Here is a 14,542-nt window from a genome sequence, read left to right as displayed (position 1 = left end):
ACCAAACTGATGCGGACATTGAGAGATAATGCAGCATTAAACAGGTTGGCTCTGCGCCGGCTTTCGCCGCATGCCGCATGAACGGTAGCTTTGCTTTTGTTGCGACAGCGAATTGAGTGAGCTTAGGCGGTAGATACTTTGGGATAAAGGAAGAAGCTAATGCTCCAGCATCTCGCGGTAGATCGCGACCAGCGTACCGGCCTCCTTTTCCAACGCGAAATTGGTAATCGCGTGCTTGCGTGCTGCCTCTGACCAAGTGTCCAGCTGCCCTTCGGTGGATAACACCTCATTGATCGCCTCCACCATCTGCCGGGTCTCGCCTGCGTCGATCAAGAGGCCGGTTTCACCCGGGGCGATCAGCTCTTCAAAGGCGCCAACGCGGGTGGCAACCGCAGGCACCCCGCAAGACATGGCTTCCAGCGGGGTCAGGCCAAATCCCTCCCAGCGTTGCGGTGCCACATAGAGATCCAGCGCCTGATACCAGCGGGAAACTTCCCAAACCGGCACCTCAGGCGGGAACAGCAGGCGGCCGGACAGGCCTGCGGCTTCCACCTTGGCGCGCAGCTCCTTTTCAAACGCCACATGCTTTTCGGTGGCGCGGCCCATGACCAGGCCCACCGCTTGGGGATGCGCTTTCAGCACCTCCAGCATGGCATCGACAAAGACGTCCGTGCCTTTTTGCGCCCGGATGCGGCCGTAGCAACCGATCAGGATTGCATCCTGAGGCAGGCCCAGGTCACGCCGCAACGCGGCTTTGTCAGCGGGCGGGGAAAACTCTTCGGTATTGATCCCGTGATGCACCACCTGCACCGGGTTCTGCAGATAGGCGGCACCTTTGGCCGAAGTTGCGATCACCCGGTCCATGTTGGAAATCAGCCATTTGGTGTAACCGGAGTGATGGCGCTGTGAAGCAGAAGTGAACAACAGTTTCAGCCGCTTGCCCAGCAGGTATTTCAACGCCAGCCCGCCGAGCATTTCGACATTGCGCCGGGCGTGCCAGACGCGGGCGCCGGCGGGGCCGTTGCGTTTCATGAACAAGAGCTGCAGCACCGATAGATGCGGCATGCCGCCGGGCAGGCCGCTGCCGGCGGTGGCAATGGCGATCTGCTGGCGCTGCAGCGGCACCAGCCGCACGATGGTAGAGGTGACGCCGGACAGGCGGCGTTTGAAATTCGGCGCGATGACTTCGACCGTATTGGCGTCAGTTTGTGCCATCATGGCCTCCATCGCGGGGCAGAATCGCCAGCAGGGCGTCCACCGTCTTGTCCAATTGATCCGACTGGCGTGAGATGAATTGCCGGGCGGCATCACAAGCGGCCTGGAAGGCCTGCGGCTGCTCCAGCCAGGTGGCAACCTGATCGGTCAACTCTGCCGCGGACCGCACCTCAGCGGCGGCGCCAAGCGCGGTCAGTTCGGCATAGGTTTCGGCGAAATTGTAATGTCCGGTGCCGGTGATCACTGTAGCGCCCGCCTGCATCGGCTCAAACGGGTTGTGGCCGCCGATTTCGCGCAGGGAGCCGCCCAGGAATACCAGCGGGCTGAGGGCATACCAGGTGCCGACCTCGCCCAAAGTGTCAGCCAGATAGACCTGGGTGGCAGTCCCGGGCATGACGCCCTTGCTGCGCCGCGCGCAGGACAGGCCTGCGCCCTTCACCAGAGCTTCTGCCGCATCGCCGCGTTCGGGGTGTCGGGGAGCGAGCAGCAGGCAAAGGTCCGGGTGCTTCTTCAGCAGCGTTTTATGTGCCTCCAGCACGGTCTCTTCCTCGCCCTCGTGGGTGGAGGACGCAATCCAGACCGGGCGTTCACCGATGTTTCTACGCAGCTTTTCAAGGCTGTCCCGGTCGACCGGCAACGGCGCTGAGACGGCCTTGAGGTTGCTGCCGGGGCGGACGCGCTTGGGGTTGGCGCCCATTGCCTGCAGGTTTGATGCGGTCTTTGCATTTTGCGTCACCAGCAGGTCGAATTGCCCCAGGATGTAGCGCGCCGTTTCCGGGCGTTTCTTCCAGCCTTCCACAGACCGGTCCGACAGCCGCGCATTCAGCAGCACCAGCGGGCAGCCGCCCTTGCGCGCCCGCACCAGCATTTGCGGCCACAGCTCGCTTTCGACAAACACGCCCAGATCGGGGCGCCAGTGCGCCAGAAACCGGTCCACCGCGGAGGCTGTGTCCAGCGGCGGGAACTGATGGCGGCAGCGCGGCGGCATCCGTTTGGCAATCAGCTCGGCAGACGTTGGCGTGCCGGAAGTGATCAGAAATTCCGCGTCCGGCGCCTGTTCTCCCATGCGCTTGATGAGTGTGAGCACCGATAAGCTCTCGCCGACCGAGGCGGCATGGAACCATATCAGCTGCCCGGCGGGACGGGGCAGGGAGGCGTGGCCGAGGCGTTCGCGCACGCGCGCCTCCGGCAGGCCGTAATCACGCAGTTTGCCCGCCACCTTGCGCCAGGCAAAGGGCGCAATCAGGGCGCTGGCGCCGCAATAAAGGGAGTAAAGCAGCGTCGGCCGCACGGGCGAGTCACTGGACATGATCAGCCGCCGGTGTGGCTCATGTGGCGGGACATCTGGCCGCCGGCTTCCTGCCGGGAATAGTCAAAGTCATGCCCGCGGGGCTTGTCGCCGATGGCGGCGCGGATCGCGGCCTCCAAGACGCCGGTGCCTTCCTCGTTTGCGCGCAGGGGCGCACGCAGGTCGGCTTTGCCCTCCTGGCCCAGGCAGGTGTAAATTTCACCGGTGCAGGTCACCCGCACCCGGTTGCAGCTTTCGCAGAAATTATGGGAAAGCGGGGTGATGAAGCCGATCTTCTGGCCGGTTTCCTCCAGCCGCACATATCGCGCCGGGCCGCCGGTGCGCTCAGCCAGATCGGTGACGGTATAGTGGTTTTCGTATTCCGCACGCACGTCCTTCAGCGACCAGTACTGGCCGATGCGCTCCATCGCGCCGATGTCTTCGCCCATCGGCATGACCTCTATCCAGGTGAGATCCAGGCCGCGTTCGGCACACCAGGCGGTGATCCTGGGCAGTTCTTCTTCGTTGAAGCCCTTGAGCGCCACGGCGTTGATTTTGACCTTCAGGCCGGCCTTCTGCGCGGCGTCAATACCCTTCAGAACCTGCGGCAGGCGGCCCCAGCGGGTAACATCGGCGAATTTCTGTTCGTCCAGCGTGTCGAGCGAGATATTCACCCGGCGCACCCCGGCGGCGTAAAGGTCATCGGCATATTTCGCCAGCTGCGAGCCATTGGTGGTCAGCGTCAGCTCCTTCAGGGCGCCGGTGTCCAGATGGCGGCTCATCGACTGGAAGAAAGTCAGGATGCCGCGCCGGACCAGCGGCTCACCTCCTGTGATCCTGAGCTTCTCAACGCCGAGCCGGATGAAGGTGGAACACAGCCGGTCCAGCTCCTCCAGGGTCAGGAGATCCTTCTTGGGCAAAAAGGTCATATTCTCGGACATGCAATAAACGCAGCGGAAGTCGCAGCGGTCGGTGACCGAGACACGCAGATAAGTGATTGCGCGGGCGAAGGGATCAATAAGCGGAGCTGTCATGCCTCCTAGGTAAAGCGGGGCACCGCCCGCGGCAAGAGGGGGACGGCTTTTACCGCTGGCAAAGAGTTTCGCGCAAAGCTAGGGTCGCCTCATGCGTATGACAGTCATTTCCCTTGCTTCGATTTCCTTGCTGGCCGCCTGTAACGGGATCCAGCTGAATTCTTCAATCCTTGGCGGCCAGGGTGCACCGGCGGCAGCTGAGCTGCAGGACCCGGTGCTGCAGCCGGCCCCCGGCGTTGATGCGGCCGAGGCGGATCCGGCCTTGCCCGCCGCGCCGTCGTTCCGCGGCTCTGCAACCACGGTGGCTTCGCTGGGCGATCCGTCGCTGCCGGGATTGTGGATGGAAACACCGCTGGTGGCTGCTGAACAGCAGGCATTGGTGCGCACCAGCCGCAACACCCAGGTGGTGCTGACGCTGAAGCCAGCCCCGGGGGCCGAGTCCGGCGGCAGCCGCCTGTCGATCGGCGCCATGCGCGCATTAAGCCTGCCGCTGACGGAATTGGCCGAGGTACAGGTACTGCCCGCGGGTTGATCCTGCTTGAGAGCGGGGAAGCGCCCGCCCTCTTGGGGCGGGGGCGTTCGCTGCCCGGCTGGCGCCGGGCGGACGTTTTGGCTGGTCTAAACCTCTTTCAGGTATTTTGCCGCTTCCTTGCGAGCGAAGGCTTTCATGGCTGCCCCATGTTCGGCCAGAAACGCGCGGGTGCGCTCCGCGTCATGTTTGCTGAGGTCGCGCAGCCACCAAGCCACGGCTTTTTGCATGAACCAGTTGCGGTCCGGCACATAAGCCGCCGCCCAGCCGAGTATACGTTCGCGCTGTTCCTGGTCAGCAGGCTTCAAATTGTTCATCTTGGCCCAGGGCAGGGTGGCGACCAGAGCGGCGCGGCGGGACCACATGTGATCCGACTGCGTCCAGGCCTCGACCGTGTCCAAGCGTTCCGGTGCGGCTTGCAGGCGCTTTGAAATGGCCGAGCAGGCGTGATCGGCAATGGCCCAGCTGTCAAACCCGGGCACCCATGCCTGCAGCAGTTCCCAAACGGGCGCATCCTCTTTGATCCGCGCCTGGGTCAGCAGCTTGGCGGCAGCGATGCGGGCCTCAAAGATATCCGTCTCCCACAGGGCGCGTGCCAGGTTGACCCGTTCTTCGAGCGGCAGCGCCTGCCGCCAGGTCTTGGTCAGGTCATTGGTGGCCGGGTTGGGCACGCCGAGTATTTCGCGGGTTTGCTTGTGGTAGGCGGCCATCTGCGCGGCGCGGCCGGGTTCTGCCTGCGCTTTCAAACTGGCAAGAGCGTCATCCAGCGTCATCAGTATCTCCGAAAATGTTGGACGGCTGCCCGTCGATTGTGGTCATGTTGCGCTCTGCCCAGAATGTATGGAGCCCATCCTGGCCCAACGGTTCGGTCACCCTGTCCAATGTGTCCCGTTCGCCGGCGTAATCGAGGAACGGCACCGCGTAGCCGCAGGACGTCTGAACCATTTCCACACTCATGTCATAGATCTGGCGCGGGCCTGGGTTGGCAGGGAACAGCGCGTTGAGCTCCGCAAATTCCGGTTCGCGGGGATGCAGGGTGCGGGCCGAACCATAGGCCCGCAGTATCAGAGGCCGCGTCTCGAAGCTGCACCACATCAGCGTCATCCGGTTCATCTGGCGCAAATGCCCTGCAGTCTCGTTGCCGCTGCCGGTGAGGTTGCGCCAAACGATCCGGTTCGGGTCCATCACCCGCAGGCTTTCCATGCCCTTGGGGGAGATGTTCACCCGGCCTTCCGCCGCAGCGGTTCCGGAAAAGAATATATGCTGCGCAGCGATGAAACGCGCGTGATCCTCATTGATCCGGTTGAATTGCTTGGCCACCGGCTGCTACTCCACGGTAACGGATTTCGCCAGATTGCGCGGCTGGTCCACGTCGGTGCCCTTGGCCACCGCGGTGTGATAGGCCAGCAGCTGCGCCGGGATGGCATAGAGGATCGGGGTCAGCGCCTCCTTCACCCGGGGCATCCGGATGGCACACCAGACGTCGTCTCCGGCCTCGTCAATGCCGTTCTGATCGGAGATCATCAGCACCTTGCCCTTGCGCGCCAGAACCTCCTGCATGTTGGAGACCGATTTGTCGAAAAGCGAATCCTTGGGGGACAGCACCACCACCGGCATATGTTTGTCGATCAGTGCGATGGGGCCATGCTTCAACTCGCCGCTCGCATAGGCTTCAGCGTGGATGTAGCTGATTTCCTTCAGCTTCAGCGCGCCTTCCAGTGCCAGCGGGAACATCAGGCCGCGGCCCAGGAACAGCACGTCGCGGGCTTCGCTGACCTTCTGCGCGGCTTGGCGGATTGCCTCGTTCTGCTCCAGCGCGGAGGACATCACATTGGGCAACCCGCGGATCGCGGTGGCATAATCCGCCATCTCCCCGGCGCTCAGATGGCCGCGGTCGCAGGCGGCTTTCAGTGCCAGCGCCAGCAGAACTGTCAGCTGACAGGTAAAGGCCTTGGTGGACGCCACGCCGATTTCCGGCCCGGCATAGATCGGCAGTGCCAGATCGCTCTCCCGCGCGATGGAACTTTCGGGAACATTTACCACTGACAGGATCTTATCCGCCTTTTCCTGGCAATAGCGCAGCGCGGCCAGAGTGTCGGCGGTCTCGCCCGACTGGGAGACAAACAGCGCCAGTGTCTTGCCGGGGATCGGCGGCTCGCGGTAGCGGAATTCCGAGGCGATATCGACCTCGACCGGCAGCCGGGCGATCTGTTCGAACCAGTATTTTGCAGTGACGCAGGCGTAGTAGGCTGTGCCGCAGGCGACCAGGGTCAGCCGTTCGACCTGCGAAAAGTCCACCTCGCCGGGCAGGCGCACGGCGTCTTCCTCAACCGGCAGATAGTGGCGGATTGCTTCGGCAATCACATGCGGCTGCTCGGCGATTTCCTTGGCCATGAAATGCTTGTGGCCGGCTTTGTCGACCTGGGCAGAATCGATCTGGATGGTCTTGGTCACCCGGTTCACCAGGGCGCCGTCTGCATTGCGGATTTCTGCGCCTGCGCGGGTGACGACGGCGCGGTCGCCTTCCTCCAGATAGGTGATCCGGTCGGTGAGCGGCGCCAGGGCGATGGCATCGGAGCCCACGAACATCTCGCCATCGCCATGGCCGATTGCCAGCGGCGAGCCCTTGCGGGCAGCGATGATCAGGTCTTCCTCGCCATCAAACAGAAAGGCGAGCGCAAAGGCACCTTGCAGCTGGTCCAGCGTCTTGAAAGCGGCATCCACCGGCGCCAGCCCTTCCTGCAGGTAGCGTTCCGTCATCAGGGCGACGGTTTCGGTGTCGGTCTCTGTCCGGAACTCCATACCGCAATCCAGCAGCTCAGCCCGCAGCTCCTTGTAGTTCTCGATGATGCCATTGTGCACGACTGCGACGGCGCCCGCGCGGTGCGGGTGCGCATTGCTGACAGAAGGCGCGCCATGGGTAGCCCAGCGGGTGTGGCCGATGCCGGATTTGCCGGCCAGCGGTTCATGTACCAGAAGGTCGCTGAGGTTCACCAGCTTGCCAACCGCACGGCGGCGGCGCAGCGCGCCGTTGTTCACGGTGGCAATGCCGGCACTGTCATAGCCGCGGTATTCCAGCCGCTTCAGCGCTTCGACCAGGATCGGGGCCGCTTCGTGATTACCCAGTACGCCGACAATTCCGCACATCACTTGGCTTCCTTCTGCAGGCGGGCTTTCTTGGCGCGCAGGATATCCATCAGCTTGCGTGCCCGGCCCGGCTTGTTGGTCTGTTCGGCGCGGGCAAGGGCCAGGGCGCCGTCTTCGACATTCTTTGTGATCACTGCACCGGTGGCGGTCATCGCCTCACTCCCGACCCGGACCGGTGCCACCAGCATGGTGTTCGACCCGATAAAGGCGCGGGCGCCGATCTCGGTGCGGTGCTTCATCACCCCGTCATAGTTGCAGGTAATTGTGCCTGCGCCAATATTGCTGGCTTCGCCAACCGATGCATCGCCGATATAGCTAAGGTGATTGACCTTGGCGCCGGCGGCGATTTCAGCATTCTTGATCTCGACAAAGTTGCCAACGTGAGTGTCCTCGGCCAGTTCCGCACCGGGGCGCAAGCGGGCATAGGGACCGACTTTGGCGCCGCGGCTGACATGGCAGCCCTCCAGATGCGAAAACGCCCGGATCAATGCGCCGCTCTCCACCGTCACGCCGGGGCCGAAAACCACGTTGGGCTCGATCACCGTGTCGCGACCGATGATAGTGTCAAAGGCGAGATAGACGGTATCCGGCGCCATCAGGGTGACGCCGAGATCCAGCAGTTCAGCCCGTGCGCGGGTCTGAAACAGCGCATCCGCCTGAGCCAGTTCCGCGCGGGAGTTGACGCCCAGCGTCTGCGCCTCATCGCAGGACACAGCGGTCACTTTAAGGTCTTCGCGCCGGGCCAGCTCCACCAGGTCAGTCAGGTAATACTCACCCGAGGCGTTTTTATTGCCGACCTTGCCGATCAGGTCGAACATGGTATTTGCGTCGCAGGCCATCAGCCCGGAATTGCAGAACGAAATGGCGCGTTCCGCGTCGTCGGCATCCTTGAATTCAACAATCCGCTCCAGACTGTCGCCATCCATCACCAGACGGCCATAGCGGCCCGGATCCGCAGCCTCGAACCCCAGTACCACCAGATCGGCGCGCTGGCGGGCCTCGACCATGCGCTCCAGCGTGTCCGCGCTGACAAACGGCGTGTCGCCATAAAGCACCACCACGTCGCCCTCGAACCCGTCCAGCGTCGCGCGGGCCTGGTCCACAGCATGGGCGGTGCCCAGCTGGTCCTCCTGCAGCACAACTTCGGCGTCTTCGTCGATGGCGGCCACGGCCACGCGCACCGCCTCTGCCCCGTGGCCTGCGACGATGATGCTACGCTCCGGCGCCAGCGCGCGGCCCGCGGCCATGGCATGCTCCAGCATCGGCGCCTGTGCAATCGGGTGCAGGACTTTGGGAAGGTCAGAGTTCATCCGGGTGCCTTTTCCGGCCGCCAGGATGACAAGGGCAATGCTCATAATCGCTTTTCTCTTTGTCTTTTTATCGCTCCCGTTTTATCCGCTGAGGGACGGGGCGCAAGAGATAGCGCCATCAAACAAGATTGCGGGCTGCAACATGCGGCAGCGGAAATGCGCCGAAGGGGCAGGATATGCGAACAGTTATCTTCGATCTGGACGGCACGCTGGCGGATACTTCCGGCGATCTGCTGGCGGCGGCCAACGCCTGTTTCCGGCAGATGGGGCTGGGCGATGTGCTGAGCTATCCTGAAGATGCCGGTGTTGCCCTGCGCGGCGGGCGCAACATGCTGGCCACCGGTTTGAAACGGGTGGAAAATTTCGACGAGGCGATCGTTAACGATTTCTATCCAGTGCTGCTGGAGGCCTACCGTGGCGCTATTGACCATCACACTGTTCTGTACGCTGGCGCGATGGACGCGGTCGAGGCGCTGAAAACCGCAGGCTTCGGCGTCGGCATCTGCACCAACAAGCCGGAGGGGCTGGCGGAACAGTTGCTGCGCAGCCTGGGGGTGCGCGATGCCTTTGCATCGCTGGTGGGCGCGGACACGCTGCCGGTGCGCAAACCCGACCCTGAGCCGTTGTTTGAGGCCGCGCGCCGGGCCGGCGGCGACCCGGCCCGCACATTGCTGGTGGGTGACAGCGACACTGACCGCAATACATCTGCCAATGCGGGCGTGCCGTCGGTGCTGGTGACCTTCGGCCCGTCGGGCGATGATATGGCAGCGCTCAAACCCGAAGCGCTGCTGCACCGGTTCGAAGACCTGCCGGAGATCGCGGAGCGGCTGATTGCGTGATCCCGCAACTTAGTTTCGGGAAACTCGGCCAAATGGCTTCCCTCTTGACCCTTGCCGGGAGGCGGCTCACAAACGCCGCATGAGCGAGATTTTTTCCGGGTCTTTCACCCAGCAGGAACCCATCCCCGAAGACGCCATCGAGGCAGCACTTGCGGTGTTGCGCAGCGGTCGGCTGCACCGTTACAACGTGGCAGAGGGCGAGGCAGGGGAAACTGCGCTGCTGGAGCAGGAATTCGCCGCGCAGATGGGCGCGAAATACTGCCTGGCAGTGGCCTCGGGCGGTTATGCGCTGGCTACCTCGCTGCGGGCGGTCGGGGTGAAGCCCGGCGATAAAGTTCTGACCAATGCCTTTACACTTGCACCGGTGCCGGGATCCATCGCTTCGGTCGGGGCAGAGCCGGTGTTTGTTGAGGTCACCGAAGACCTGACCATTGATCTCGACAATCTGGCCGCAAAGGCGGATCAGGCCAGGGTGCTGATGCTGTCGCATATGCGCGGCCATCTGTGCGACATGGACCGTCTGATGGAGATCTGCAATGCGGCCGGCATCACCGTGATTGAAGACTGCGCCCACACCATGGGGGCGTCCTGGAATGGTGTGCTCTCGGGCAAGCACGGGGCAGTGGGGTGCTATTCCTGCCAGACCTACAAACATGTGAACTCGGGCGAAGGCGGGCTGCTCATCACCGACGATGAAGAGGTCGCCGCCCGTGCCATCATGATGTCAGGATCCTATATGCTCTATGGCCGCCACTTGGCGGCGCCGGGGCCGGAATTTTTCGAGCGGGTAAAATATGAGACCCCCAACATTTCGGGCCGGATGGATAACCTGCGTGCCGCCATCCTGCGGCCGCAGCTGAGTGACCTTGAAACCCAGGTGCAGCGCTGGAATGACCGCTATCGCGAAGTTGAGAACGGCCTGCGCGGCACGCCGGGCCTGACCGTGGTGGAGCGGCCTTCGCAGGAAATCTACGTCGGCTCCTCGATCCAGTTCCTGCTGATGGACTGGTCCGAGGAAGCCGTGCAGGAGGCGGTGCGCCGCTGCGCTGCCCGAGGGGTGGAGCTGAAATGGTTTGGCACGCCCGAACCTGTGGCCTTTACCTCCCGCTATGACAGCTGGCGCTATGCGCAGACGCCGCGCCTGCCGCAAAGCGACCGTGTTCTGGCAGGTATCATCGACATGCGGGTGCCGCTGACATTCAGTGTGGAAGACTGCGCCCAGATCGCCCGCATTATCCGCGCCGAGGTCTCTGCCGTCTATCAGTCCGCCTGATAGAGCGGCACCGTCGAGATCGAGACCTTGGCCGAGCCATCGGTCAGCTCTGCCGCGTGGGCAGCATAGATCAGCGTCTGGTTGGCCTCGTCGAAGATGCGCTTGACCCGCAATGATTTCAGGATGATGGAGCGGGAGGCGCGGAACACGTCCTCGCCATCGCGGGCGCGGTCGATGTCGCCTATTGTGATCGGCCCGGTCTGGCGGCAGGCGATTGAGGCGTTGGACGGATCCTCGAACCAGTTTCCGTTGGACAGGCGGTCCAGCAGCCCCCGTTCGAAATAGGCGATGTGGCAGGTTACGCCGCTGACTTTGGGGTCGGCGATAGCCTCGATTATGATGTCGTTTCCCACCCAGTCGACGCCGATCTCCCCGACTTCCTCCGCTGCGGCAGGCAGGCTCAGCAGGCAGGTCAGGGCTGCCACGGTGCGGTTCAATCGTTTCATCAGTTGTTATCCTCGTAATCTGAATTGTGCCGGTCTGTCCGGTTACTGCTAAACCAACGCGCGCAATCGGCAAAACGATCCGGGGAACCTTTTTGAACAAGCGGACGTTGTTTCAGCACAACGGCGCAAAAAACGCGCCCTCAGACAGAAATGATATCGAGGAGAACATAATGTTCATGTCCAAACGCACCCTGACCGCTCCTGCCCTGACCGCGTCCGCTCTGGCCCTGCTGGCCGCACCGGTCTGGGCCGGCGCACAAGTGCAGGCTGTGACCGACCTGAACCTGCGCGCAGGCCCGGGGCCGCAGCACAAGATCATTGGCGTCATTTCTGCCGATGGCTCGGTTGATCTTGAGGGCTGCCTTGAGGAAAGCAATTGGTGCAAGGTTGCCTATGATGGCGCGGACGGCTGGGCTTACGGCGAATACCTGACCGGCACTCTGGCCGACAAGTATGTGCCGGTTGTTGCCAAGGACAACCCGGTCAAATTCAACACCGTCACATACACCAGCACTGAAACCGGCGAAGACGATGCTGCGCTGGGCGCTGTCGGCGGCGCCATCACCGGCGGATTGATTGCAGGCCCGGCAGGCATTGTCGCAGGGGCGATTGCGGGTTCACTCGCGGGTGAGGCTGCGGTGCCGGACGAGAAAGTGGTGACCTATGTGCGCAGCAATGCCACCGAGCCGGTTTACGTGCAGGGTGAGGTGGTGACAGGCGTCATGATCCCGGAAGAGGTCCAGTTGACCGAGGTTCCGGACACCAATTACCGCTATGTCTATCTGAACGGCCTGCCTGTGCTGGTTGAGGCGGACGACCGCACAGTGGTTTACGTGGTCCGCTGATCCAATCCAAAGCGGCTATTTCGGGCGGTTCCTGGCGGGGCCGCCCGTTGCTGTTTGCGGCGCCGGCACGGAACACGATTGACCCGAATCGAGGCCTCGTCTATTGAATTGAACAACTGTTCATATAATCGGCTCTAACCGGGAGGTCCCGCGGGATGTTCAATGCAAGCATGACTTTTGATCTTGGCGATGACGTGAATGCGCTGCGCGACGTAATTCACCGCTGGGCGCAGGACCGTGTCAGGCCGATGGCGCAGGAAATCGATCAGAGTAACGCGTTCCCTGCGGAGCTTTGGAAAGAGATGGGCGAGCTTGGCCTTTTGGGGATCACCGTGCCGGAGGAGTTCGGCGGTGCCGGCATGTCTTATCTGGCCCATACCGTCGCAGTCGAGGAAATCGCCCGCGCCAGCGCCTCTGTCTCGCTGTCTTATGGCGCGCATTCCAACCTCTGCGTCAATCAGATCAAGCTGAACGGAAACGCCGAGCAAAAGGCCAAGTATCTGCCGCGGCTGATCTCGGGTGAGCATGTCGGTGCGCTGGCGATGTCCGAAGCAGGTGCGGGTTCCGACGTCGTTTCAATGTCGCTGCGGGCGGAAAAGCGCAACGATCACTTCCGCCTGAACGGCAACAAGTACTGGATCACCAACGGTCCGGATGCCGACACTCTGGTGGTCTATGCCAAAACCGATCCTGACGCCGGTTCCAAAGGCATGACGGCCTTCCTGATCGAAAAAGAGATGAAGGGCTTCTCCACCTCCAAGCACTTCGACAAACTGGGCATGCGCGGCTCCAACACGGCTGAGCTGGTGTTTGAAGACGTGGAAGTGCCGTTTGAGAACATTCTCGGCGAGGAGGGCAAGGGCGTACGGGTGCTGATGTCCGGCCTGGACTATGAACGCGTGGTGCTGGCAGGTATCGGCACCGGCATAATGGCCTCCTGCATGGATGAAATGATGCCGTACATGGCTGAGCGCAAGCAGTTCGGCCAGCCGATCGGGAACTTCCAGCTGATGCAGGCCAAGATCGCCGATATGTACACCGCGATGAACTCGGCGCGGGCTTATGTCTATGAGGTGGCCAAATCCTGCGACAAGGGCACGGTTACCCGCCAGGACGCGGCGGCCTGCTGCCTTTACGCGTCTGAAGTGGCAATGACCCAGGCGCATCAGGCGGTGCAGGCCTTTGGCGGCGCCGGCTACCTGTCCGACAATCCGGTGGGCCGTATTTTCCGCGATGCCAAGCTGATGGAAATCGGCGCCGGCACCTCTGAGATCCGCCGCATGCTGATCGGCCGCGAGCTGATGGGGACCATGTGATGAAAACGGCTCTGCCGTTTGCTCTGCTGATGGCAGGCACGCCTGTCATGGCACAGGAGGTTCAATTCTCCTCCGGTGCGACGGCGGCTTGCGTCGCGGGAGCGGTCAATCAGGACGCAAAGCGCAGCTGCGTGGGCACCTCGGCACAGCACTGCATGGGGGCGACGTCGGATGGCTCCACCACCGTTGGAATGATGGGATGCCTGGATGGCGAACGCAGCTACTGGGATCAGCGGCTGAACCGCGCCTACAAGTCTTTGCGGGCCAAGGCGGAAGAATTGGATGCCGAAATGGAGGAACTTGGTTCTGCCGCACCAAAGACAGCGCCGGCGCTCCGGGATATGCAGCGGGCCTGGATCAGATATCGCGACGCCACCTGTGATTTCGAAAGGTCGCAATGGGGCGGCGGCACTGGCGGCGGCCCGGCCACGCTCAGCTGCCTGATGCGGCTGACCGGAGAGCAGGCGCTCTATCTGGAAGATGCCTGGCTCGGCGAATAGCAGGCCGGAAAGAGACGCTGGCGGACGCGCATTGGCCCGCCAGCATAGGGATACAAAGGATCAGAAGCGGTGCACGTAAGCAATGTTCAGGACAACCGGGTCGATCTCGGCGGTGCCGATTGCGGCTCCGTTCAGGGTAACGTCGCTTTCGATGTCGATGTAGCGGACATTGAAACGTACCGCGCCGCGGTCGGAGATCTGCCAGTCCGCACCAGCATTGAGTGCCACGCCAAAGCTGTCGTCCATTTCGATCACACCAAGCGGCGAGCTTTCTTCAAAGAAAGTGGTGTAGTTCAGGCCCAGGCCGACAAACGGTTTGATCTTGCCCTGGGTCGGGAAATGGTAGTTGACCGAGATGGTCGGCGGCAGCTGCTTGGCAGAGGCGGCATAGCCGGCACCGGCCAGGGTGACATCATGCTCGAACGGCGAAGCGGCCAGCAGCTCGACACCCCAGTTGTCGCGGAAGAAGTACTCAACTGTCAGCGACAGCGCGGTGCCGTCGTCGATATCAGCGGCCATGCCGGCAAGGGTGCCGTTGCCGGATTTCGGGTTCACGTTGGCGATGCCGACGCCAACGGTCCAATCGCCCTGCTGCTGGGCCAGCGCGGGGCCGGCCAGCGCGGCCAGGGCAGAGGTCAATGCCAAAGCGGAAACCATGCGTTTCATGGGGTGCGTCCCTTTTCTTATGATTGCTCCGCCGTGGTGCACCCGGAAGCAAAGGAAAACCCTGATCTGGATCAAAGGGACGCTTGCTTTGTCTTTGAAAAGGCAAGGAAAAAATGCATATCAGCTATGCATTT

Annotated in this window: 15 protein-coding genes; 6 read left to right on the top strand and 9 right to left on the bottom strand. The window is 62.5% G+C overall.

Annotated elements, in window-relative coordinates; all coding sequences use genetic code 11:
* Positions 1–156 precede the first annotated feature (156 nt).
* The 3 genes from L1069_RS04395 to moaA are packed head-to-tail and all read right to left on the bottom strand — an operon-like array spanning position 157 to position 3,537.
* Positions 157–1,215: a glycosyltransferase family 4 protein gene (locus tag L1069_RS04395; protein WP_237454907.1), complete on the bottom strand. Its 1,059-nt coding sequence runs from the start codon at positions 1,213–1,215 to the stop codon at positions 157–159.
* The gene (locus L1069_RS04390; RefSeq protein ID WP_237454906.1) at positions 1,202–2,524 is read right to left on the bottom strand and encodes a 3-deoxy-D-manno-octulosonic acid transferase; all 1,323 of its coding nucleotides are present in this window, start codon (positions 2,522–2,524) and stop codon (positions 1,202–1,204) included. The genes L1069_RS04395 and L1069_RS04390 overlap by 14 nt, the downstream gene beginning before the upstream one ends.
* Before the next feature lie 2 nt (positions 2,525–2,526).
* Positions 2,527–3,537: a GTP 3',8-cyclase MoaA gene (gene moaA / locus L1069_RS04385; RefSeq protein ID WP_237454905.1), complete on the bottom strand. Its 1,011-nt coding sequence runs from the start codon at positions 3,535–3,537 to the stop codon at positions 2,527–2,529.
* Positions 3,538–3,628: 91 nt separating this feature from the next.
* Here moaA and L1069_RS04380 point away from each other — a divergent pair, with 91 nt between their 5' ends.
* Positions 3,629–4,069, top strand: a complete 441-nt coding sequence (locus L1069_RS04380; protein WP_129371418.1) for a hypothetical protein — start codon at positions 3,629–3,631, stop codon at positions 4,067–4,069.
* An 86-nt stretch (positions 4,070–4,155) separates the two neighbouring features.
* Here L1069_RS04380 and L1069_RS04375 read toward each other — a convergent pair whose 3' ends face one another.
* Genes L1069_RS04375 through glmU form a run of 4 tightly spaced genes read right to left on the bottom strand, consistent with a single transcriptional unit; the run spans position 4,156 to position 8,568 of the window.
* Positions 4,156–4,839, bottom strand: coding sequence for a DNA alkylation repair protein (locus L1069_RS04375; protein ID WP_237454904.1), 684 nt, complete (start codon positions 4,837–4,839; stop codon positions 4,156–4,158).
* Positions 4,826–5,386, bottom strand: a complete 561-nt coding sequence (locus tag L1069_RS04370; protein WP_237454903.1) for a pyridoxamine 5'-phosphate oxidase family protein — start codon at positions 5,384–5,386, stop codon at positions 4,826–4,828. Before L1069_RS04370 ends, L1069_RS04375 begins: the two co-directional genes overlap by 14 nt.
* Positions 5,387–5,392: 6 nt before the next feature.
* Positions 5,393–7,213: a glutamine--fructose-6-phosphate transaminase (isomerizing) gene (gene glmS, locus L1069_RS04365; protein ID WP_237454902.1), complete on the bottom strand. Its 1,821-nt coding sequence runs from the start codon at positions 7,211–7,213 to the stop codon at positions 5,393–5,395.
* Positions 7,213–8,568: a bifunctional UDP-N-acetylglucosamine diphosphorylase/glucosamine-1-phosphate N-acetyltransferase GlmU gene (gene glmU / locus L1069_RS04360; protein WP_237454901.1), complete on the bottom strand. Its 1,356-nt coding sequence runs from the start codon at positions 8,566–8,568 to the stop codon at positions 7,213–7,215. Before glmU ends, glmS begins: the two co-directional genes overlap by 1 nt.
* A 131-nt stretch (positions 8,569–8,699) precedes the next feature.
* Here glmU and L1069_RS04355 point away from each other — a divergent pair, with 131 nt between their 5' ends.
* Positions 8,700–9,362, top strand: coding sequence for an HAD-IA family hydrolase (locus L1069_RS04355; RefSeq protein WP_237454900.1), 663 nt, complete (start codon positions 8,700–8,702; stop codon positions 9,360–9,362).
* Positions 9,363–9,441: 79 nt separating this feature from the next.
* The gene (locus tag L1069_RS04350; RefSeq protein ID WP_237454899.1) at positions 9,442–10,635 is read left to right on the top strand and encodes an aminotransferase class I/II-fold pyridoxal phosphate-dependent enzyme; all 1,194 of its coding nucleotides are present in this window, start codon (positions 9,442–9,444) and stop codon (positions 10,633–10,635) included.
* Here L1069_RS04350 and L1069_RS04345 read toward each other — a convergent pair.
* Complete coding sequence (locus L1069_RS04345) at positions 10,623–11,081, bottom strand: CreA family protein (RefSeq protein WP_237454898.1); 459 nt, start codon at positions 11,079–11,081, stop codon at positions 10,623–10,625. The two genes, L1069_RS04350 and L1069_RS04345, sit on opposite strands and share 13 nt — an antisense overlap.
* A 176-nt stretch (positions 11,082–11,257) precedes the next feature.
* On the opposite strand from L1069_RS04345, the gene L1069_RS04340 reads away from it, so the two are divergent.
* From L1069_RS04340 to L1069_RS04330, 3 genes are all read left to right on the top strand, one after another.
* Entirely contained in the window at positions 11,258–11,926 is a 669-nt protein-coding gene (locus L1069_RS04340) for a DUF1236 domain-containing protein (RefSeq protein WP_134829531.1), read from the top strand.
* A gap of 155 nt (positions 11,927–12,081) precedes the next feature.
* Entirely contained in the window at positions 12,082–13,242 is a 1,161-nt protein-coding gene (locus L1069_RS04335) for an isovaleryl-CoA dehydrogenase (RefSeq protein ID WP_134829532.1), read from the top strand.
* The gene (locus L1069_RS04330; protein WP_237454897.1) at positions 13,242–13,742 is read left to right on the top strand and encodes a lysozyme inhibitor LprI family protein; all 501 of its coding nucleotides are present in this window, start codon (positions 13,242–13,244) and stop codon (positions 13,740–13,742) included. Before L1069_RS04335 ends, L1069_RS04330 begins: the two co-directional genes overlap by 1 nt.
* Before the next feature lie 60 nt (positions 13,743–13,802).
* Here L1069_RS04330 and L1069_RS04325 read toward each other — a convergent pair whose 3' ends face one another.
* A complete protein-coding gene (locus L1069_RS04325) occupies positions 13,803–14,408 on the bottom strand; it encodes an OmpW family outer membrane protein (RefSeq protein ID WP_129371408.1) in 606 nt (201 codons plus the stop codon).
* Positions 14,409–14,542 lie beyond the last annotated feature (134 nt).

The organism is Leisingera sp. MMG026, assembly GCF_021654205.1.
In the GTDB taxonomy this organism is placed as follows: domain Bacteria; phylum Pseudomonadota; class Alphaproteobacteria; order Rhodobacterales; family Rhodobacteraceae; genus Leisingera.
The sequence above is the reverse complement of the archived record's forward strand: the minus strand, read 5'-3'. Positions and strand labels throughout refer to the sequence as shown.